The organism is Gemmatimonas aurantiaca (assembly GCF_037190085.1).
In the GTDB taxonomy this organism is placed as follows: Bacteria; Gemmatimonadota; Gemmatimonadetes; order Gemmatimonadales; family Gemmatimonadaceae; genus Gemmatimonas; species Gemmatimonas aurantiaca_A.
Genome location: NZ_JBBCJO010000009.1, coordinates 83,088 through 106,088 on the forward strand (window position 1 = coordinate 83,088; position 23,001 = coordinate 106,088).

General features: G+C 65.8%; 11 protein-coding genes. 2 read left to right on the top strand and 9 right to left on the bottom strand.

The features are described 5' to 3' along the window. The first annotated feature begins 913 nt into the window (after positions 1–913). A complete protein-coding gene (locus tag WG208_RS11805) occupies positions 914–3,127 on the top strand; it encodes a DNA methyltransferase (protein ID WP_337171564.1) in 2,214 nt (737 codons plus the stop codon). Continuing rightward, positions 3,124–5,700, top strand: coding sequence for a DEAD/DEAH box helicase family protein (locus WG208_RS11810; RefSeq protein WP_337171565.1), 2,577 nt, complete (start codon positions 3,124–3,126; stop codon positions 5,698–5,700). The genes WG208_RS11805 and WG208_RS11810 overlap by 4 nt, the downstream gene beginning before the upstream one ends. Before the next feature lie 505 nt (positions 5,701–6,205). Here the strand turns inward: WG208_RS11810 and WG208_RS11815 are convergent. The 9 genes from WG208_RS11815 to WG208_RS11855 form a co-directional block, all read right to left on the bottom strand. Next, complete coding sequence (locus tag WG208_RS11815) at positions 6,206–7,321, bottom strand: carbohydrate kinase family protein (RefSeq protein ID WP_337171566.1); 1,116 nt, start codon at positions 7,319–7,321, stop codon at positions 6,206–6,208. A gap of 43 nt (positions 7,322–7,364) precedes the next feature. Continuing rightward, on the bottom strand, positions 7,365–8,561 hold the full coding sequence (locus tag WG208_RS11820; RefSeq protein WP_337171567.1) for a hypothetical protein: 1,197 nt from the start codon (positions 8,559–8,561) through the stop codon (positions 7,365–7,367). Next, positions 8,558–10,531 carry a hypothetical protein gene (locus tag WG208_RS11825; protein ID WP_337171568.1) on the bottom strand — a complete coding sequence of 658 codons (1,974 nt, stop codon included), beginning with the start codon at positions 10,529–10,531 and terminating at the stop codon, positions 8,558–8,560. The genes WG208_RS11820 and WG208_RS11825 overlap by 4 nt, the downstream gene beginning before the upstream one ends. Positions 10,532–10,588: 57 nt before the next feature. Continuing rightward, positions 10,589–11,695: a hypothetical protein gene (locus WG208_RS11830; protein WP_337171569.1), complete on the bottom strand. Its 1,107-nt coding sequence runs from the start codon at positions 11,693–11,695 to the stop codon at positions 10,589–10,591. After that, positions 11,692–13,755, bottom strand: a complete 2,064-nt coding sequence (locus tag WG208_RS11835) for a hypothetical protein (protein WP_337171570.1) — start codon at positions 13,753–13,755, stop codon at positions 11,692–11,694. Before WG208_RS11835 ends, WG208_RS11830 begins: the two co-directional genes overlap by 4 nt. A 588-nt stretch (positions 13,756–14,343) precedes the next feature. Beyond that, the gene (locus tag WG208_RS11840; protein ID WP_337171571.1) at positions 14,344–16,923 is read right to left on the bottom strand and encodes a vitamin B12-dependent ribonucleotide reductase; all 2,580 of its coding nucleotides are present in this window, start codon (positions 16,921–16,923) and stop codon (positions 14,344–14,346) included. Between the two features lie 480 nt (positions 16,924–17,403). Next, positions 17,404–17,898 (bottom strand): gamma carbonic anhydrase family protein, encoded by a 495-nt coding sequence (locus tag WG208_RS11845; RefSeq protein ID WP_337171572.1) that lies wholly within the window; start codon positions 17,896–17,898, stop codon positions 17,404–17,406. 34 nt (positions 17,899–17,932) lie between these two features. Continuing rightward, positions 17,933–20,908: a hypothetical protein gene (locus WG208_RS11850; protein WP_337171573.1), complete on the bottom strand. Its 2,976-nt coding sequence runs from the start codon at positions 20,906–20,908 to the stop codon at positions 17,933–17,935. A gap of 23 nt (positions 20,909–20,931) precedes the next feature. Continuing rightward, the gene (locus WG208_RS11855; RefSeq protein ID WP_337171574.1) at positions 20,932–22,848 is read right to left on the bottom strand and encodes an N-acetylmuramoyl-L-alanine amidase; all 1,917 of its coding nucleotides are present in this window, start codon (positions 22,846–22,848) and stop codon (positions 20,932–20,934) included. Between the last annotated feature and the right edge of the window lie 153 nt (positions 22,849–23,001).

Consider the following 23,001-nt stretch of genomic DNA (forward strand, 5'->3'; position numbering starts at 1 on the left):
TGAGAGGGAACGTCGTGGCATCGGCGAAAACGTCCTCTCCGCTTTTGTCTCCTTGATACGTCGAGACGACGACCCAACCGTCACGTGCGCGACGAAGTGCAAACGTCCGTTGCAGCGCGTAGAAGAGCGACGAGTCGTCCCGGATCCGGAAGCTCGTCGCCCCACTGCGCGCGTAGTGCCACCACGTAGGCCTCTGGATCTGTCGTACCTCCCGCAGCCACAGGCAACTTCAGATGCGCGATCGCACACATCCGCCGCGCCACGCGCGACCGATCGGTAAAGGCGCCCGCAAGCACCCGTGAGACCCGGGGCTGACTGACGCCAAGCTCCGTCGCGACATCAACCTGTGTGCGGCCGGATGTCTTCAGCCATTCTCGGAGTGCGGCTGCGACCGCCCATGGTGCGCCGAGCGGTGGTTTTTTGCGAGTCATATGCCTATAATATGCGCATAGCCTAGGCATATGCCAACACTGAAATCGGGGAGCCCGATCGGTCAGCGGCGCCTGCCGCTACCTCGTGCGGGTGCGTCACCCGATAGCACAACGACACAGTAACTACGCAACGATCATCACATGCCCAGTAGCGCTCGCGGCCCTTTCGGATCTGAACGTCAACGCCGCCGACGAGCAAGCTATGGAGGCGGCGGCTTCGCCGCTGCATTGTATGCATGCGCTCGCAGGTCGCCTTGGCCGTTAGATCGACCAAGGCGATCCTCGACTACCCGACGGAACCGACTGGATATGCTCCGACCCACGGTCTTCGAAGCGATCGGCGGCATGGATGTTGCCCCCTTGGCCTCTAGCACTCCGAGAAGAGATGGCCCGCGCGCTAGGCGTGTCGTAGTCTGCCATGCGCGTCGCCGCACCGTGTGGGTCGCTGACCATATATTCCCAATCATCAGTTCGAATCCGACGTGTCTCGACTGACTGATCTGATCGCCGAAACCAAGGCGAAGAACCCGCAGCTCGGCGCGGACCTAGAGCGTGAGTTTCGCGCGCTATCCTCGCGGGTATCCTTCGGACTGAACTTCGAACGCCACCGGCCCGAAGCCGTCGAGTTACCTCAGAGGCCCATACGTCGCGGGGATAAGGCCCGCGTGCTTCCGCAGCGCGGCGCCACGAAGAAAGGTGACCAGCGTCTATGGCAGGTAATCGCGCTCCACAAGGAGGGGGATCGGCGCGTTGCGGATCTGCGGCTGCTCAATGCAGAGCAGCCCGAGGTCACGCGCGTCGCCATCGACGATCTGGTCGTGGTGGCCGAGTTCAACGACACCATTTACCCCGGGCTGGTCAGCACCGGCAAGGTCGAGCGCGGCGGCCCGGACCGGCCATACCACACGGTAATCAATGGTGAGAACTACCACGCTTTGAAGGCGCTCTCGTGGTCGCACCGTGGCAAGATCGACGCGATATACATCGACCCGCCGTACAACACCGGAGCCAAGGACTGGAAGTACAACAACGACTATGTCGAAGGCGATGACATCTACCGCCACAGCAAGTGGTTGGCGTTCATGGAGCGGCGACTGCGGCTCGCGAAAGAACTACTGAATCCTCTCGACTCCGTGCTCATTGTCACGATTGATGAGAAGGAGTATCTGCGCCTTGGCTTGCTTTTGCAGCAGGTATTCACAGACGCGAATATTCGTATGATCTCGACGCTAATTAACCCCAAGGGTGTTGGCGTGAGCGAAGGCTTCAAGCGCGTCGACGAATACATTTTTATCCTGCGATTCGGCACGCAGGATGTTACCCCCAGCCGCACGCCGATTCTTGCAAGCAGACCAACCGATGAAGTGGCAAGAGGTCGAACGTCGAAGGACGATCAGCCGCAGGAGACGGGGGACGAAGATGAAGCAGACGCCGCGGCGTTAATAGGATTGGACTGGCAAACTGCGCGACGACGCGATCTACAATCCGTGCGGAGGACGCGGCCAGGACAGTTCTATCCGATTTATGTGAGTCAGAAGTCTGGCATGATTGAGGCCGTGGGTGAACCGCTCCCGCATGACCAAGACCGCCATTCCATACTCCCGCGGAAGGGATGTGTAGCCGTATTCCCTGTGCGCGAAGATGGAACCGAAATGAACTGGTCGGTCACTGGACCTACATTCGTCGACCGATGGAAAAAGGGGTTTGCACGCGCAGGTCGACACCAGCCGGGGAAACCACAGCCGTACATCATCCAATACCTGAAAAGTGGATCGATAGCAGATATCGAAGAAGGTCGCGCGGTAATCACGGGCTACAACCCCGATGGGTCCGTCATCGCTCATTACAACGAGGAAGGAACCAAGGCACCGGCGACGCAATGGAACTTGAGGTCACACAACGCCGAGCATTACGGGCACAAGACCGTCCGCGCGTTACTCGCTGGGAGAAAGTTCCCTTTCCCGAAGAGCCTTTACGCCGTTGAGGACGTTCTTCGGTTGTTCGTCGCACGGAAGCCCCGCGCCCTCATTCTCGATTTCTTTGCCGGATCGGGTACAGCGGCCCACGCTGTGATGCGCTTGAACAAACAGGATGGCGGCCAGCGGCAGTGCATTTCCGTCACGAACAACGAAGTCTCTGCTGGCGAGCAGGCTGATCTGCGCGCGAAGGGGCTGCGCCCTGGCGACCCGGAATGGGAGCGGCTGGGCATCTGTGATTTCATCACCAAGCCGCGCATCGCTGCCGCCATCACCGGTAGGACGCCGGATGGTGCGCCGATCAAGGGTGCTTACAAGTTCACCGACGAATTCCCAATGGCGGACGGCTTCTTGGAGAACGCAGAGTTCTTCACGCTCACCTACGAGACTCCGATCGCGGTGAGCCACCACGTCGCCTTCGCCCGCATTGCTCCCCTGCTCTGGTTGCGCGCGGGGAGCTGCGGGGAGCGGATCGACAAGGTCCCGCCATCCGGCTGGGCCGTGGTTCAGACGTACGGCCTGCTGACGGAGCCCGATCAGGCCACGCCCTTCCTGAAGGCTGTGCGCAAGGTGCCGGACCTGACCATCGCCTACATCGTCACCGATGACGACCGGCGGTTTCAGGCCATAGCGCGCCGGTTGCCCGACCACGTCGAGCCGGTCCGACTATACGAGTCGTACCTCACCAATTTTGCCTTTGCGAACGGGAGCGAGGGATGAAGGTCACCCTCAAGGATTACCAGGACGATGCCGTGCGCGATGTGCTCGTCAACATGCGCAAGGCACGGAAGCGGTGGAAGGAAGACGGCGAGCGCCATGCGTTCTCGCTCACCGCGCCGACTGGTGCCGGCAAGACGGTGATGGCGGCGGCCGTGTTCGAAGCTCTGTTCCATGGCGATGACGTCTACGAGTTCGACCGGGATCCCGGGGCCGTGGTCATCTGGTTCAGCGATGACCCCTCGCTCAACGAGCAGACACGCTTTCGCCTGATGGCATCCGCGGATCGCCTGCGCAGCACCGATCTCATCGTCGTGGACAACAGCTTCAATCGTCAGCGATTCGAGGCCGGCAAGATCTACTTCCTCAACACGCAGAAGCTGGGCAGGAAGTCGCTGCTGGTGCGCGGGTTTGACGACGACGGCGATCCCGACGCGTTCCCTGAGATGCGCGCGGATACCCGATCACACACCATTTGGGATACCATCCGCAACACCATTGAAGACCCGTCACTCACCCTCTACTTGGTGCTGGATGAGGCTCACCGCGGCATGGGTGCCACGACCAGGGCGGCCCTGAGCGAGAAGAGTACGCTGGTCAAGCGATTGATCAACGGCGCGAGGGGCGTGCCCGGGATCCCGGTGGTGATCGGCATTTCGGCGACCGTTGAGCGCTTCAATCGCGCGATGGACGGCGCCAAGGGCCGTAGCACCCTGCCGAGCGTGGAAGTGGACGCCACGCGGGTGCAGGACTCGGGCCTGCTGAAGGACACCATCGTGCTGGACGTTCCTAAGGAGGATGGCCGCTTCGACACAGTGCTGGTGCGGCGCGCCACGGAGAAACTAAAGGAATCGAGCGAGGAGTGGGCGCGCTATGCCACCGATCAGGAAGACGACCACGTCGCCCCGCTGCTGGTGCTGCAGGTACCGAATACGCCGAACGAAAGTGACGTGGGACGCTGGCTGCAAGCCGTGTTCGAGACGTGGCCGGAGCTGCAACCTGACTGTGTCGCGCACGTCTTTGGTGATCACACGAAGCAGGAATTCGGTCCATATGTGGTGCCGCATGTGTCGCCGGAGCGCGTGCAAGACGAAAAATGGATCCGTGTCCTGCTCGCCAAGGATGCCATCAGTACGGGTTGGGATTGCCCCCGTGCTGAGGTGATGGTTTCGTTCCGGCGCGCGGTCGACATCACGCACATCACGCAGTTGCTCGGCCGCATGGTTCGTACGCCGCTGGCAAGACGCATCCCTGGGAACGACCGACTGAACTCGGTGGACTGCCTCCTGCCCTACTTCGATGAGAAGGCGGTTCACGCCGTCGTCGACGCGCTCATGCACGGCAGCGATGATGCACCACCGTCCGGGCGCGTGCTGATCAACCCGGTCGAGATGAAGCCGAACCCTGCGGTACCCCAAGCCGTGTGGGATACGTTCACCTCGCTGCCGTCGCAGACACGACCGCAGAAGGGGGCCCGCCCCGCAATCCGACTGACGGCACTCGCCCACGAGCTGGCGGCGGACGAGATCCTCCCCGAAGCAGGAAAGAAGGCGCACGCCGCGATGCACGCGACACTGGACGCGTTCATCAGTTCGCGCAGCTACGAGTTCACAACCAAGCGCTCCGCGGTGAAGACGGTTGAGGGACGCACCATCGTGGCAAAGATCAAGGAGGGTGACACTCAATCCTCGACATTCCAGGCGACCGCAGACGACGCAGTGATCGCTGACGCCTATCGCACGGCGGCGCGCGTGATCAGCCCCGATATCGCGCGGTCGTATACCGAACACCGAGCCAAGCAGAAGCCCGAGGCCGACAATGACTTCGAGGGCGCGCTCATCGAGGCGCGCGAAGACATCGGCGCGCTCGGACTGATGGACAATCTCGGCGTGCAGTTCGACGCCGAGGCCATGAAGTTGTCGAACGAGTGGCTGGCGACGTACCGCGGTGACATCGCGGCACTGTCGGACGACCACCGCGATGCGTATCGGCAGATCAGCGCCCTGAGTCGCGAACCGCAGGACATCGAACTGGTGCTGCCATTGTCCGTGTGGGAACGGACGTCGGTACGGGAGCCAGGCGGTCGGGAGACCAAGCTGCCCACATACCGGCTGCACATGCTCTGCGACGAGAATGGCGACTATCCGGCGGAACTGAACGGATGGGAAGGCGAGGTGCTCAAGACCGAACTGCAGCAAAGTGGCCTTGTGTGCTGGTATCGCAATCCGGACCGTCCGACGCAGGATTCGCTTGGTGTGGCCTACGTGGACGCCGGTGACATCCGGATGGTGCGCCCCGACTTCCTCTTCTTCGCCGATGCCGGCGATGGCCGGATTGTCGTGGACATCGTCGATCCGCATGGCGTGCATCTCGCGGACGCGCTCCCGAAGCTGGCCGGGCTTGCGACGTACGCCAGCCGCCATGCGGGCGTGTTCCGTCGGGTCTGTGCTGTAACGGAGGTTGGCGGGAAGCTCCGCGCGCTCGAACTCACCCGTCCCGACGTGCAGGCGGCGGTTCACGCGGCGGAGAGCGCGAGAGCGCTGTATGAGAGCATGCTGGCCAGCGACTACGTGTAGCGCCGACGGGCATCCGGCGCAGCGGCCCGCTGCGCGGGGCGCTATCCCTGCGGACCTTGCGACAGCCTCGCCGGATGTATTGGGCGTCCCCCGCCGCGTGTTCGCCGATATCTGCGCTGGGCAGAGGCCCCTGGTCGATCTGTGGCCGGTAACGGTGGTCAAGATCGGGCGAGGGCTCGGGCTCACCTGCGACCGTTTCGTAAGCTACGTGGGTCATGATTTCGCACACGGGGGGACGGAGCACCGGTCCGATGCGCGATACGAGCGTGATCACACGGCTCGCGCAACTCTGGCACGCGGGATCGCGCTCGGCGAGCGGTAACGATAGCGGGCGTCCGACCATCTGAACCCGCCCCTATCGCCGCGTGTGCGGTCGTACACGTGTCGCTTGGGGGAGAGAGAGATCGAGACCGTGGTCTGCTTCCAGACCGGCACGGGATCAGGCGCCAAGCAGGAGGATGGAGGGTGCGTCAACCGCCGGTGTGGCGCGACAAGAGGCACCCGGTCAGGCGCCGCGCGCAATGCGCCCCGTGGTTGTCGAACCACAACCACCACACAGTTCCTCGAAGATATCGAGCGGCGCGTCGCACATAGCACCGGTCGGCGCGTCCCCTGCAGCACCTGCGGCAAGAGTCCTGACGACGACGTCTCGGACGTCCTGCACCGACTGCCGGTACATCCCGCCACGGGCGCCTTCAAAGCCGCATGTCCACGCCGAGTACGCCTGCCCGGTTCGGAGGCCCTCTTCGACGAGGTCACGCGGCACTCCCTCGAATCCCGCGGCGCCGGCGTGAGCGAGAAAGTCGATGAAGCCGGCGGTCATCCAGTCGCCCGCGCCGGCGGCGTCGCGGAGCTGCGGAATGACGAAGCTCGGGAGCGTGCGCCACGCGCGGCCCTTCGCCCCGAACATCGTGCCCCGGTAGCGCAGTCCGGCCGCGCCGAGCGTCTCGATCTCCAACGGGACGACGGGCTGCCGCGGGCGGTCGAAGTGATGCGCCCGGTCCGCGGAATACTTGAGCACGTGCGCCACGGCCATGATCCGCTCGACGAGGCGCGCGTCGCTCTTCGCGGACGGCTCGAAGTAAATGAGCGACCCGCGCAGGTACGCGGCCTCGGCCAGGAGCGCCGCCGCCGGTGACACCCGGTCAAGGAACACGACGTTGGGGGCTGGCATGGCGTCTACGACGATGGCCATCGGCTCGCGCGGCACCGGCTGGTACTGCGGGAAGAACCCACCGCAGCCCGGACACCGGGTGGAGAAGCGATGAACGAGCTGCCCCTCCGAGTTGACGCGTATGCGTTGGACGATCACCGGGGTGGGTCGGCGAGGTGCCAGCGCGACGAAATCCGTTCGGACCCCGCACGACGCAAGGTCGGCGAGCACGCGTGCGCCTGCGGCGTCCTGCTCGATCCGGGCGACAGGGTAGCTCGCCCACCCGAGGAACGCGAGCGCGGTCATGACGTTGCCGCACGTCCCACCCGCGAAGAGCCGCGGTGCACAGGCTTCGTCGAGTCCATAGATCACGTCGAGCGCCACCAGCCCCGTGCCTACGACGGTGGGGGGGGATGGGATGTGCCCGACGACGTCGGGCGGGGCGGAGGCGAGCGCACCGTGGGTCATAGCAAATGGGTCAGGCGGAGCATGGCATGCGGGTCGAGTGCTGTCATGGCGAGATGGGACCAGCCGGAGCGGCGGGAGCGGCAACAGTGTATGGATCCCCCGCCAGCCAGACGTGGGCGAACGCGCCGTGTGCGTCAGTATACTCGCGCAGGGCGGCCGCGTCCGCGATGAACCCCACGGCCTCGACGTGGAGGATCGGGAAGTCGCGCTCCGTCGCGGCCATTAGGGCACCGAGGCCCAACACCTTGCTCCCGGCCGGAGAGAGCACGCAGAGTGACCCGCCGTCGCCGTCGAATACGGGGCGCCGCGCGTCGTCGAGTTCGAGGATCGTCCGGTAGACGTCGAGCGGGTCGTCCTCCGCCGCATAGATGATGTTCCGCGGATCGACGTCCCACGCCCCCATCAGTGCCGGAAGGTACTCGTCGACAAGCTGGTCTCCGACACGCGGGTCGTGCGCGGGGAACGGCAGAATCGGACAGGTGTCGTGTGGCCCCAGCTCGGCGTGCACCCGGTCGAGCAGCTCTCGTCGTCCGAACGCGAGCTGGGGCAGCCAGAGCTTCGCCGCGTCCGCTCGCCGGTCCATTCCCAACTCCCCGCGAAACCCGTGGATCGCGGTCGCCGTCTCTGCCGGCTGCGGCAGAATCGTCGCGTCGAGCGCCGCGTCGGCGACGACGGTTGTGTGCAGGTTGAACCGGTGCTCCGCGGCCAGTTGGAGGAGCGCCCGCACTAAGGGGAAGCTCGTCCCCACGGACAGCGCGCTCAGGTCCACGACGACGTCGGTCGTCCCCGCAAGCGGGATCGTGCGGACGAGGTTGGCCGCCTGGCGCCCGCCCACGACCGCGAGGTCCGTCGGGTCGAAGATCGTGAGCGTCTGCTCGGTGAGGTTCGGTATCGCCGCGCGGATGCGAGCCGCATGCTCGTCCGCGAGCGCGCGCAGAAGCGGGTCCGGGATCGGACGCTCCTCGCGCACGAACACGGCCGACACGCGGCTCGGCGCCCATCGCGCGAGGTGCTCCGCCAAGCGCGGGGCCCGCGGGTCGAAGCCCGCGCCCGCGATAAGCACGACTCGGCGTGTGTCGGCGCCGAAGTAGTGCGCACCGAAGGTCAGAAACTCCGCACCGCGGAACCCTACCGCCGAGTCCCACCGGAACGGCCGTTGCCCGGCCGCCATGCCACCCGGCGCGCGCGTCGCGCGGGCCGCGGGCGCAGGACCGGCCGCCGGCTGCGTCCCCGCCGTCATGCGGGCTGCTCCGTCGTGGCGAGAATCCGGCCCAAGTCGTCGGCCGAGCCTTCGATGAAGCCGCCACGGTTGAGCGTGAGTCCCGTCCGGACGATCACAAGCCCGCCCAGCTCAAGCAGGCACCACTTCTCATTCTTGCAGTCGTAGTCGGGCACGAGCGTCATCGCATTGTACGCAATCGCGAACTGGAGAACGCGCGCTAGGTCGGGGTTGAGCTGGGGGATACGCTCGAACTCGTCCTGGCGAATGCCATAGGCATTGGCGCCGGCGCCCAGCACTGCGCTGGGGCGGAGCGACTTGTCGAGACACCGCTTCGAAAGGACGTCCGTCAGGTGCTGCACGCGCTGGTAGTACGGGAAGCTCCACTGTTGGAGCATCTCCGCTGCGCGCTCCCGTAGATGTCGATGCTGCGTCGCGGCGTCGAGCGTCGGTCGCTTGCCCCGGGTGATCTGCACTTCCGACAGGTCGACGAAGCGACGCGCCAGCTGGAGGAACTGCTCCGCGTTCTCGGTGCTCGCGTCGGCGAGCAAGTCGATCCCGTAATAGAAGGGACGATCGAACCGGTGCAGCAGATGGAGCCGAGCGCCCGCCACGATCTCCTTCTTCGCCTTGACGGGGCGCGAGGGCTCCGGGCCTTCGGGCTCGGGCCCGATGCCGAAGAGGTTCCCTTGCGGGATGCGGTTCGCGTAGCGGTGCATCATGATGTTGAGCATCGCGAGCCCGACGTCGGGGGTTACGCGTGTGTTCTTCGTCGACTCTGCGTACCGCGCGATCTCTTGTTCGAGCGCCGTCCGCCGCGCCGGGGCAATGCTCAAGCGCCGCTGTGTCGCGTTGACCGAGCGCCGGAGCTCCTCGAGCTTGCTCTGCGCGAGAGTAGGCTCCTCGGTGCTCAGCAGGTCCTCGAGCCGCCGCAAGCCCTTCCGCTCGAACACGGGCATCCGGCGCAGATATCTGCCCGCCATGTCCTTGGCCATCTTGCGGAAGAGGATACGGGGCTCCCGCCGGTTCTGCTCGTCGCCGCCGCTCTGGAGCGCAATGGGCAGGAAGTCCCGCGTCCCCATCAGGGCCGGCGACTCGTCCTCCACGCGCGCGTACACCTGCTGCAAGACCTCGCGCGGGGTAAGGATGTCCAGGCGCGTTAGCATCCAGCGCGCGATCCGCAGCTCGCGTCCGGCGAGCCAGCGCTTCATGCCGGTGAACTGCTCGGGGTGCAGCGCGTGCGCGTCGTCGAGGATGAGCAGTGGGCGGAGATCGACAGTCCGCGGAACCCCCTGCAGGTCGAGGCGCACTCGCACACGCTCGATGACATCAAACGGTCGGTACGCGCCCGTCGCCGCCGGCGGGAGTTGCGAGACGTCCGGGGCCACCAGGGCACCGGCGATGGCGTACAGCGCCGCCTCGACGGCCCTCGCCCGGTCGCCGACTGTGGATCCCTGCGTGCCACCCATGCTTTCGACCGCCGCCGCGGCGTCCTCGCGAGGGATGAACTCGACGTCCGCCTCTTTCACTCCCACGGCGCGCAATGCGCGCAGCCACGCGAGCACGGCACGCGCCTGGATCAGCGCCGTCAGGAGGCCGATCTTCAGGTCGTCCTCATACGGGAACTCCCACATGTCGCGGTAGTTCGACTCCATCGGGAGCCGGCCCGCCAGTACCGTGGGGAGTTCGTCGCGAAGCGCGCCTGACGCGGTCAGCGCGCCCAGGAGCGGCCGGTACGAGCCGAAGTTTTGGTTCCTGAGGAGCGTGATCAGCGTTGGGAACTGAAACAGGCGTGCGAGGGTCGTCTTCCCACTGCCCGGGGCTCCCGCGACGACCGCAAGCATCTCGTAGAGGAGACCCGAGCGACCTGCGTCGGCGAGGAAAGTCGACAGCGGCTCAGGGCTGACGATCTCGAGAAACGCCTCGTCGTCGCGTAGGCGCTCGGTCGCCCGCTGCGCGAAGGGGTTGAGGTCGGTCGCGGGCGTCGTCATGCGCGTACGCCGCGAACCGGGTGATGCCCGCGTCGATAGTGCGAAGATAAGCCAGTCCTACACATGCCGTTGCCGTCTCCGGAATAGGGGCCGCATCGCGTGCCGCCCGTCCGCGCCGACCGACTCCGCCCAGAGCAGCGCGACGGAGTTGTTCGGCGTGTTGTGTTCGAGGACGAGCGGGAGCGCGCACGCACCGAAGCCGCGGGCGACAGAATCGCCGCCGACGTCCGTGTGCCTAGTCTCGATCGCGGGGTCGTAGTACGAATCGACCAGCGCAAGGAACTCACTATCGCGCGACGGGTCGAGCTTGAGGCTCGCCGGCAACACGGTGCCAAAGGTGAACTCGACGGGCGCGCCGAACCACTGCGCGGCCGGCTTTTCGCTCCGGATCAGCGCCTCGCGCTGGTGGATGTTCGTTCGCGCGTCATGACTCGCCACGTAGTGGTGTACACCGAGGGTCCAGTTCGCGGTGAAGTGCGTCGTCAAGTATGGCTGAACATCCTCCCAGAAGCGCACCAGCTTCCCCGTCCACTCCGTGTCGTCGGCGTCGTAGCGTACGAGCGTCGCGCCGCTCGCGGTGAAGTCGTCGAGCAGGAAGACGAACTCGAACTGCGCGTCCGCTCCCCGCTCCTTTCGCAGGCTCTTGAGGACACTCTTCCACTTCGACTCGTGGATCTGCGGCGCGACCAGCACCTGCTCGTTGCTGATGATGCCTGTATTCGCTCGCCGGAAGACGTCGATCCGCGCGCCGTCACTGAGGCCGAAGAAGAGCGAGGCTCGGAGCAGGCGGTTGTAGGTCTCGTGCGCGTCTGGGTGCGACCAAATGAGGTATTCCGGTACGTCGAGCCGCGCCGCGACGGCGCGGCCGAGCCGGGGACGGATAGTTTCGTGGTAGGTGCGGCGAACGAGGTGGTTGACCTCGGCCGGGCCGAGGTACACCAGGCGTTCACGCATGAAGCAGTATGCGGCGCGCCGCTCCGCGACCGTTGGGAACTGACGCAGCCAGCTGATCAGGCTCGCGAGGAATCGCTTCCCTGCGACGAAGTCCTGGTACCCGTCGTACTTGTATCGGGCCATGAACTTGAGCCACTGGTACTCGACGCGCGCCTCGTCCCTCCACTCAAGCAGGTTGGCCAAGAGCTTGAGCCCGAGTTCCTCGTTCATGTGTCGGCTGCTTGAGGGACGTCCGTTACGGCGGCACGGCGGCGCCGTACCGTCCCCGCGGCGCCGTTCCACACGATGCGCGCCACGCCGTCCTGCGCGATGACTTGTTCGAGGATCGCTTGCGTCGCCGCCACGCCGCGCACGCCCGCCGGCGCGAAGTTCCACGCCGCGAGGGGGTCTCCAGACACCTCGTCCACGCTGACGCCGTCGAGATCCGCCAGCAGTTCCGCATCGTTGCCCGGCCACGTGCCCCTATCTCCGACGCGGAGGATCGGGGCATCGGCGGGCGCACCGAGATGCGACCGCATCGCCTCGACGAGGTTGCGCTTCGAGACACCGGGCGCGAGGACGTCAATCGAATGACTCGATCGCACGACACGCGCGCCGCCGCCTTCGCGAAGCACGACGCCTTCGACGGCGGCCCACACCTCGTTCACGCGGGACACGTCATGAGGCTCCAGCGTGATCTGCTGCCGACGAATCGTAAGTTCTGCCATCGAGCAGGCGCGCGTCGCACGAATCGCGGCCGCGAGCGCCGCCAAGCTGCCGTCGATCGGCTCGGTGCGGTCCGGTGCGTCTGTGTCCGCAAGCAGGGCCACCTCGCCGCCGTTGTAGTACCCCATGAGGACTCGGCCTAAGTGCTCACGAGGCAGAACCGCCCGCAGCTCGTTGCCGGCTGAGCGACCACGTCCCGACGCGATGCCGAGGGTGATCCCGTGCCCAAGGAGCCGGACCAGCGCGTTTGCGACTTCCGTGCGCGGACCACGGAAGCGGTCCGACGCGTCGACGAGTGTGCCGTCATAGTCGAACGCGATTCCGGCGAACGTGCGGCCAGCGAGGGCGTCGCGGGCCGCCGCATAAGCTGCGAGCCACGACGCTCGGTCGTCGTCCGACAAGCCCGCGAAGGGACGTCGCACCTTCCGCGCAATGGCCCGCTCCACGTCGGACGACCACGTCTCCGCCTGCCGCCCGTGCGGCGACCTTACCTTCTCCGCTTTCGCGGCCCGCGCGGGCCTCACAGGATCGACGAGGTCGATGCCCCGGAGCGAGTAGAGCTTGCCGCCGAATGCGGGCACGCCCGGCCGTCCCGGGTCGATGCCCTTCACGCGTCCGATGGTCTCGACAAGCCGCATCACATCGACAAGTGCTCGGAGTGCGCCACGGAACCCGTATGCGGGCACCTCAAGCTTCGCTTGGGGCACGACCCGCGGGAGGAGCGCGAGCGTGCGATCGGCCAAGCGCTCGTCCTCGGGCGCGACGAGGGCAAGCACAGCCGTGTCCGGGTGCTTCGCGATCCAGTGGTGCCGCCCGTGCGCGAAGTTGCGGAAGTCTGCAAGCTGCACCTGCATGAGGCCCGCCTCGGTGCACTTCGACTCGAGGTCCACCGCAGCCGCGCGGGTCGTGTATCCGTGGAGCACGATCAACGTCGAAGCGGCTGAAATTTGCTCCGCCTGGGTGCCGACGAGCGACACCCCGGCCCCGGCGAACTCCTGCCACGTACCCGGCAGGGTCTCGTCACCGACAGCACGGCTCCCGTGCGGCCGGCTGTCGAGCGCCGACACATACGCCCGGTGCGTCAGGACGGCGAAAGAGAGGAGCGAGTTCGTCGCGAGAAAACCATCCCGCCCCGTCGGCGGGCGGACGGCGATCACGCCGGGAGCGGTCGACGCCTCGCGGGCCGCGCTGGCCAAGGGGCTGCTCGGGGCGCCCGTGAGGATCCAGCTCACCGGTGGCTCGGCCCCCGCCGATGCGGCGAACGCACGCCGAATGTCTGCATTCCGTCCCCCAGCACTCAACACGGCAACCGCTACCCCGTTTAGTCCAGCCCCGGCCGCGACCTCCTCGAGGGGCGTAAGCACCTTGGCCAGACGCCCGGTAGCCGCTTGGTGCCAATCGGCGCAGAACTGGGCGGCCGAGAGCGAGCCGCCCGACCCGATGGCGACGAGCGGGTAGCGCGCCGCACGCCTGATAAGGGCGACGTAGGCGTCGATGTCGATGCCGAGCGACCAGTGGTAGGTCTCGGGAAAGGCCGAAAGTTCGGAAGCGTAGGGCCGCCCCATGCGGGGGTACGTGGACCTCAGGTGGGGACCCGAAGCCTGAGCTACGGTCCGAGCGGGAGCCGGCGGGGGTCGTGTGGTGAAACTTCGAAAGCTATCCAATGGCGGGCATCAGCGGCCAGTGTGCGCGGGGGGTGAGTAGCCTCTATGACAATTCCTCCGGCCGTCTCTGATACCATCGCCAACCGCAGCGGCAAGTCCCGAGGTGTTGAAATCCCGATCGCCTGCGGGCGGGCGGGGATTTCGCGTTGGTGCGCGGGCGACGCGTCCGACGAGTAGCAGATTCGACGGTCGTCTTTCCGAACCGCGCACCGCGTGAAGATGGCAGATGCGAACTTGTGGCGCCCGGACGCGACAGTTATGACGGCGGACAACAAGCACGACGCACAGTTTTAGGGACAAACTACGAAGTCGCTACACCGACAGGGACGAAATAATGCGCAAAGGGATGCAAGTCCGATGACTGCATCCCTTTGCTGTTTATACACTTACCGCGTCGCGACAGTTATGATGGCGGAGATCGCGACAATTATGGTGGCGGAACGCGACAGTTATGGCGGCGGGCGACGCCCTCACAGACTCAGCGCGCTCTCACCCACACTCACTGAACCCGCACACGTGGCACTTCACGCAACCTTCGGCAAACTCGAGCTGGCTGCCGCAGTCCGGGCACGTGCCCATGAACACTTCACCACCCACGCCGCCGAACTCGATCTGCGGCTGCACCTGCTCGGCCGCATGCGGCGGACGCGTGATGGGCACACCAGCGGCCGGCGTGGGCACCGGCGGCTGCAACGAATTCACCGGGCCCGAAACCACCGATGCGGCGCCACCGTTCAGCAGGTCCTGCTGCACACCCTGCTTCTCGCGCAGCCACGTCTCCAGCGCGATGCCGATGGCGTCGGGCATAGAAAGCACCTTGTTGGGGCCGAGGCCCACGGCCCGGTCGCTCGAGATGCCACGCAACTGACGGTGGATCTCCTGCACGGAGATACCGGAACGCAGCGCGAGTGACACCAACCGGCCGATGGCTTCGGCGTCGGCCATGGCGCTGCCGCCGGCCTTGCCGAGGCTGAGGAACACTTCGAACGGTTGCCCCTTCTCGTCTTCGGTGATGTTCACGAACATCGTGCCGAGCGGGGTTTCCTTGCGGATGGTGGTGCCGCGCATGACGTCGGGACGCGCGCGCTTGCCACGACGGCTGGCGTTCTCGGCTTCCGCGCTGAACAGCTGCTTGCGCGTGCGATCGAGTTCGTTCTGCAGTTCGGCAATGGTGCCCTGCAACTCGCCGATCTCACGCTTGAGCGCAACCTCCGCTTTCGCATCGGCCTTGGGCGCTTCACCGCTCACCGCGGCCTTGGCGTCTTCCCGCTTGGCCGCGGCATCCTGCGTGGCGCCGGTGCTGAGCACCTGGTTGTCACGCGAGCCGTCACGGTACACCGTCACGCCCTTGCACTTCATGTCGTACGCCATCTCGTAGATGGCGCGCACGTCGTCCACCGTGGCGGCAAATCCGAAATTGGTGGTCTTGGAGATGGCCGAGTCGCAGTGCTGCTGATACGCGGCCTGCATGCGGATGTGGTACTCGGGCGAGATGTTGTTCGCCGTGTTGAACACCGCCTGCCACTTGGCCGGCACCTCGGCATGCTGCACGCTGCCGGTCTTCGCGATGCGCTCCATGAGCTCGTCGCTGTACCAGCCTTCGGCCTTGGCAATGGCCACGAAGTCTTCGTTCACATCGGGCATCATCACGCCGGCCTGATTGCGCATGAAGGCCACGGCAAAGAGCGGCTCGAGACCCGACGAGCAACCGGCGATGATGGAGATGGTGCCGGTGGGCGCCACGGTGGTGACGTTGCAATTGCGCAGCAACTGCATGGGACGGATGCGCTGGCCGTTGGCGTCACGCGCACACGTTTCGTCAGGGCCCCAGATGGACTGCGCCCACTCGGGGAACGCACCACGCTCACGCGCCAGACGCTCGCTCTCCTTCTTGCCTTCGACGTCGAGGAACTCCATGACCTTGCGGCCCATCTCCACGCCTTCCGGGCTGTCGTACGGAATACCGAGCCGCACGAGCATGTCGGCAAAACCCATCACACCCAGGCCGATACGACGGATGCGCTTGGAGAGCGCGTCGATCTCGGGGAGCGGGTACTTGTTGACGTCGATGATGTTGTCGAGGAAGTGCGTGCTGAGCGCGATGTCGCGGCGCATCGCTTCCCAGTCCACCACGCCATTGCTGACGTAGTGACCGACGTTGATGGAACCGAGGTTGCACACGTCGTACGGCAGCAGCGGCTGTTCACCACACGGGTTGGTGGCTTCGTAGCTGCCGAGGTGCGGCACCGGGTTGTAGCGGTTGGCTTCGTCGATGAAGAACACGCCGGGCTCGCCGGTGCGCCACGCGCCGAGGATCATCTTGTCCCATACGTCGCGCGCCCGGAGCTGGCCGGTGACCTTCTGCGAGACGGGATCGACGAGATCGTAGTCCGTGTCGGCCTTCACGGCCTCCATGAACTTCGTGGTGATGCCGACCGAGATGTTGAAGTTGGTGATCTTGGTCAGGTCTTCCTTGCACGTGATGAATTCCATCACGTCGGGATGATCGACGCGCAGGATGCCCATGTTCGCGCCACGCCGCGTACCGCCCTGCTTCACCGCGTCCGTGCTCGCATCGTAGAGCTGCATGAACGACACGGGGCCCGACGCCACGCCAGTGGTCGAGCGCACCATGCTGCCGCGCGAACGCAGCCGCGAGAACGAGAAGCCCGTCCCACCGCCGCTCTGATGGATGAGCGCCATGCTGCGCAGCGTGTCGTAGATGCCGCTCTGTCCGTTGCTGAGCGCATCATCGACCGGCAGCACGAAGCAGGCCGAGAGCTGCCCGAGGGGACGGCCGGCATTCATGAGCGTGGGCGAGTTGGGCTCGAACCGACGCTGCGTCATGAGGAAGTAGAATTCCTCGGCGATGGCCTGCACCGCGCCATCCGAGGCGCCGTAGCGACGGTCGGCCTCGGCCACGACCGTGGCGACACGCCAGAACATGTCCTCCGGCTTTTCCACCGGCTTGCCGGCCTTGTCCTTGACGAGGTAGCGCTTTTCCAGAACGGTGCGCGCGTTCGCGGACAACGTGACCAGGCCTTCCGGGGGCGTCGCGGAGAAGGGCATTCGACAGAACTCCTGCTGTTTTGGCGTGGGGCGGTGACGGTCGCTGGCGTCGGTCCGGGTGCGTCCCCGGACTATCGGGCGGGGGGCCGAGCGGGCGCGTATGGTGCCTCCATTCGTGAGGCCGCGCAAGTCGCAAGTTAACGCCTTACCCAACCGTCACTTGCATTTACCATATCACGTACCTGCGAGAGCAGTGGAGTTGTCCACCGCGCGCAGGTTTGTGTTGCGCAGGCGAGCCCGGCCATTGGAAATTGTGATGTGATCACAGTCGTCATCGACGGTGACACAACAGATACGATGCTACAAACTCATGAGTACCAATGTCTTACGGGATAGGAGGCAAACCAGGTCCCTGCACCAAGGGCGCACCAAGCCGCCATGAGTCAAAAGGGCCACTTGTGACAACTTTCACGAGCCGGCATGCCAACTTGCCTGCTCTCACACAGGATGACGGCAGTTGCCTGCTGTCACGTCATCCGGTCATTCGCTCTTCACCCGCGGCACACGTCCGGCAAGATGGTGCTGCGCCAATTCCACATACCGGGCCGCGTTTTCGGGAATCCGTTGCTGCTGCGACACGTCGAGCGTACGCACCACTTTCCCCGGTATCCCCACCACCAGCGATCCCGGCGGGACCTGCGTGCCTTCGGTCAGCACCGCGCCGGCGGCAATGATGCTCCCCGTGCCCACCCGAACGCCGTTGAGCAGCACCGCGCCCATCCCCACCAGCACGCGGTCTTCCAGGATCGTGCCGTGCACCACCGCGCGATGTCCGATCACACAGTCCTCGCCCACGATGGTCGGCTTGCCGGGATCGGCATGAATCACCGCGCCATCCTGCACGTTGCTGCGTGCACCGATCGTGATCTGCTCCACGTCACCCCGGATCACCGCCGTGGGCCACACACTCGTATCCTCGGCCAGGCGCACATCGCCCAGCACGACGGCCGTCTCGTGAATGAAAGGGGTCGCCATATCGTCTCTCTATCAGGCTATCAGGTCGAACGTTTCAGAAGTACCCGCCCAGCGTGACGTAGAATGCACCGCCACGTTTCACCCCGACCGGCGCCACATACGGAGCCGCCGCGCCGATACGCACGCGATACGGGGTGTCGTACTGCACGGCCACGTCGAGCACGAGCTCCGCGCCCGCCGACGCGATCCAGCCATCGCGCTCGCCGATGCGATTGCACACCGGCGTGACCGTCGCGGCCAGCGACGACGGGCACCACGCACGCGCGGCGTCACTGAACACCGCCAGCGACATCCGGTCGGCATACACCGTGAACGGACTCGGTACCCGACTGAACATCATCAGCGGCGCACGATATTCCGCGCTGCCGCCAAGTGCCCGGATACCGCGCTGCACACCGGGTGCCACCCCACGCAGCGGAAAGGAGCGCGCAGGATCACCGATCACGACACCGGGCACGAGTTCCGCACTCACGCCACTCACACCGCCCACGCTGAACTCGGTGGCACTCTTGTTGTCGGCAATGCCCGCCGTGGTACGCAGAGCGAGCACATGCCGGGCATATCCCGGCAACGGCAGGGGCACGAACCCCCGTCCGTTGATGATGGTGCGCCACGAGCCGGTGGACGGATCGTCTTCGCGCCATCGATAGCCCGTGCTGTGCGACAACGTGATGCCTTCTTCGACCGACACCGCACGTGTGGCGAGTCGGGCCGTGGAGAAACTGCCGTTCATGAACAACGACGGATATCGCGTACCGCTGCGCAATGTGGAGTTGGCCGGTCCCAGCGCGGAGTCGACATCGGCCGTGAAATCCCGCAGCTCGTATTGCGCGCCCAGCGTGGTGGACACGCTCCAGCGAATGCGCGGCACCGACCAGGTGGACGTCATCGTGACGAACCGGCGGCGGCGCGCCACGAGCCCCAGCGTCGCTCCGGTGGACGTGGTGGAACGGAATGACCCATCCCATTCCTGCGATGCGGTCACGTCGAACACCGGTACGCCCAGTCCAGCGAAACGATAGGCGATGTGTCCGTCGGTTTCGCGATACCCAGGCTGCACGAGCATCGATGCGCTCCAGGCATGACGACCCAGAATATCCACGGCACTACTGCTCGCGCCGATGGTCATGCGTCCGTCACGTCCTTCGCCCACCTGCGGCAGCCAGTAGCGGGGGATCAACTGCCTCCAGGCGCGATACGGACGCGATGATTGCTGTACGAGGCGAGCGGAATCGGGCACCGGCGGCGGCGTGACCGTGTTGCGCACCGGATACCAGGCGGCCCGCGCCATCGGTCCGGTGGTATCGAGCGTCGCATACGCCACATGATTGCCATCGGCGCGGAAGAACAGCGCGGCCACACGCTTCCCATCAGGCGACACACTGGGCTCGTACACGGCCGTGCTGACATGGCTGGCCTGCGTCACCTCGGCGCGCTCGTCGCGCCAACGCAGCGTATCCACGTGCGCATTCGTGGAGGTCGCATCGAATGCAGTGGTCTCCAGTTGCATGCGTCCACTGCGATCGCTGGCCCACACGAGACGTTTTCCATCGGGTGTGAACGACGGACTCTCGAACACCGCGCGGGCGCCGGCCACGGCGGCACGCAACACGCCGAGGCTGTCGAGCACCACGATGCGCTGCTCACCGGTGGGCAGCAGTTGCACGGCCACGATGTGCGTGCCATCGGGTGACCAGCGGGGTTCCGCCCACCGCTCATCGGAACGGACACCGGTGAGCATCCGGATGTTGCCGTCTGCCGATACGCGCACCAACCGACTGACATTGGCTTCGATCTGCACGGCCACGATGACTCCATCCCCGCGCACATCGGGCATGACGAGCCGAGCACCATGCGTCAGCGCGGATTCGGCACCCGCAGGGCTTTCCTGCCGATACAGATCGCTGCGGGTGACATACGGATCGCGGCGTTCGGTCTGCGCAAAGACCACCTCGCTGTCGGAAGGCACATTCACATCGAGGCTGTTGCGCCGCGCCCGGCGCATGGCGCGCGCGTCACGCTCCGCGGCCGCGACATACATGCCGGTGACTTCACGGCCGGTCGCCGCGCTCCACATCAGCGAATCGTTCCCCAGCCAGCGCGGTGACTCGGCGTACCAGCCCTCGGTACTCACGATGGTCCAGGCGGTGTCGCCGGTCCGATCGGGCATGTGGGCTGCGATAGAATCGCGCAATACCCCGTACATCGCGTCGAAGGACGCACCGAATCCGATGCGCGAGGCGCGCGAGAGCAGGAACGGCAGCGGATACGACGCCGTAGCATCGACGAAAGCACGCATGCCATCGACCCGCTGCGTGGCACCATGATGCATCAGCATACTGCCATACGCGTACGCCGCCTGTCCTCTCGGAAAGCGCGACGTGGCGAGACTCCAGCGTGAAGGCGGCCACCAGGTGCTGTCCTGCACGGCCGCGCGCACGTAGGCGGGAAACTCCGTGGCCACGATACGCCCGCTGCCGGTGAACTTGCTTTCGTAGTGCACCGCCAGCCCTTCCTTCACCCAGCTTGGCGTGAAGGCATTGGGAAAGAACAACGGATTGCGTCCGAACACCCAGCGCCCCGCGCGCCAGAGACCACGCGCACGGTCGATGTGAAAGACGTGAGCCAGTTCATGCGTGACCACGAGCGGCAGCCATTCATCGTGAAAACGCAGCTCGCGCATTCCCACCGGCGGCGCGGCAAAGATGGTCACCCGATTGGTGGGGAACACCTGTGCCAGGCCATTGCTCGCGTCGACGTTGTCGGTGAGCAGCAGATCGACGGGGCCGGCCGGTTCGGCCAGTTCGGTGGCGAGCTGTGCCCACGCCCGCTCTCCGATGACTGCCACCTGTCGGGCGAGGGAATCGAGGGCGGCCTGATAGTGCACGCGCAGATGTGGCGTCACGATGGTGCGGACCGGTCCACGCGGATCGCTCTGTGCACGCGCGACGCATGGCATCAGTGCCGCGCTGCCGAACAGGCCAAACATGCCGGACAGCAGCGCAGCCATGCCCCATCGTCGCAGCCGACCGATCACCGGCCTCCCTCGCCCAGCCAGCGCAGGTAGCGTTCGACGCCCACCAGCAGCGCCTCGGCGTACTTCTGCTGGAAGCCTTCGTCCCGCATGGCCGCCTCCTGCTCGGGCAGCATGAGAAAGAGTCCTTCCGCGAGGGCGCTCGGATACCAGGTCGGTCTGGCCACGGCAAGATTCTGATAGTGCACGCCGAGGTCGCGCAGTCCGAAACGTCGCATGAGTTCTTCCTGCGCAAAACGCGCCAGCGGTTCGCTCGCATTGTGGAAGAACAGCGTGCTCGTGCCGTTGTTCGTGAACGGATTCACGCCATCGGGCAACGCGTTGAGATGAATGGAAATGAACAGGTGCGCGTTGGCCCGCCGGGATATCACGCCACGCTCGGTGAGCCCCACGGCGGCGAGGCTGTTTCGTGTACTGAACGCGTTCGCCCCACGCGCTTTCAGCATGTCCACGAGTTTCATGCCCACCGGAAAAACCGCGTCGCCTTCGTAGAGCCCCGTCGGACCGGTGGCACCCACCGGCGGATGACCGGGATCGACGGCGATGGTGATGCCGCGGAGCGGGTTGTTGCGATCGATGACCGGGGGACGCCGCACACGCAGCACGAACGCCCGACGTTCGTCGTCCCACAACGCGAGCCAGCCATAGGCGGGTTGCGACAGGGTGAGCGTGACCCGCACCCGGTCATTCGTCACCTGCTCCCACCCAATGCGCCGGATGAGCGTGTCGTTGCCGAAGATGGGTGAGATCTCGGGATTGGCCTGCACGCCATACAACGTGAGCGTGATGGTGTGTCCCGCGGCCTCCACGAGATGCGCGGGCCGTTCGCTCATGCCGATGGACAGATCCGCCCATTCGGCGGCGGGCGTCACCCGCAGTCCGCCCGTGACCCGACGCGGCAACGCGGTGCCTTCGGGCAACAACACGAGATCGTTGGAGTCGACCCAGACATCGAGCGTGTTGTCGAGCTGCACACGCGTGAATCCCTGCTGTCGACCGGTCACCTGCAGCACCGTGCCCGGCAGCAGCAGCCACTTGTAGGTGCCACCCACGATCGTGCGCGCGTTCACCACGCGATCGGTGTCGCTGCCCACGGTGTTCGTGCTGCGCAATGCGCCGAGCAAACGGGCGGACGCCGGCAGCGCCCGCACGAACGGAATGGTGAGCATGACGCTGTCCCGATCGCGTCCTTCGCCACGCGTGACGAACAACCTGGCGGGCCGCGCACTGTCGGCGAGCAACGACACCGCGAGGTCGGTGGCGAACACCGCGGCCGCATCACCCGCTTCGGAGTCTGTCGCCACAACCGTTCCGGCTCCCGTCACGAGCGGCCGACGAACCCGGTCGCGCCCCATGACCGTGACGCGGGCATTGCGCGGCGCACGAATGCTCACGCGCACGACATCGTCGGCGCGCATCCACCATCCACGCGCCGGCGTGAGCGAGGCGCTGTCCACGCGCAGACGCCCGGTGGCCGGCAGCGGGGTGCGCACCGGCAGGCGCACCCGCACCGTCTTGCGCACGGTGTCCACGCCACGCACGGCCACGAGATCGTACCGGGCCATCGCAGCCGACGGCATGGGCAGCCAGGCCAGGAACGCCCCGTTGGGTGCGACGGGCACCGACACGCCGTTCACCGTGAGCGCGGCGTCCCCCGATCCGATCGCGCCGAGCACGAAGTTGGAATCGCGACTGGTGAGGACCTGATTGTCCGAGGGGTAGCGCACGGCGATGGCCAGCGGGGCATCGCGTACGATCGGTACCGGTGGCAGCCCGGCCACCACGGCCGAGGCAGTCGGGGCGGCCATCGCGGCGACGGCCGGTGCTCGCGCCGGGACGGGAGACGCCGCAACGGGCGCAGGCTGCGGACCACCACAGGCCGTGGTCAGCAGGGTGACCAGCAGGGCCGGGGCCATGGCGGCCGAAGGGATCGGCGTATCCGCCGAGCCCGCCATCCATCGGAGAGCCGTCCATCGGGGAATGGATGAGCGTCCCGCAATGACTGTCAGGGAAGAGACTCGATTCCGCATCGCTGGAATCTGCTCCGATGTCGAAACGCGGGCCACGTG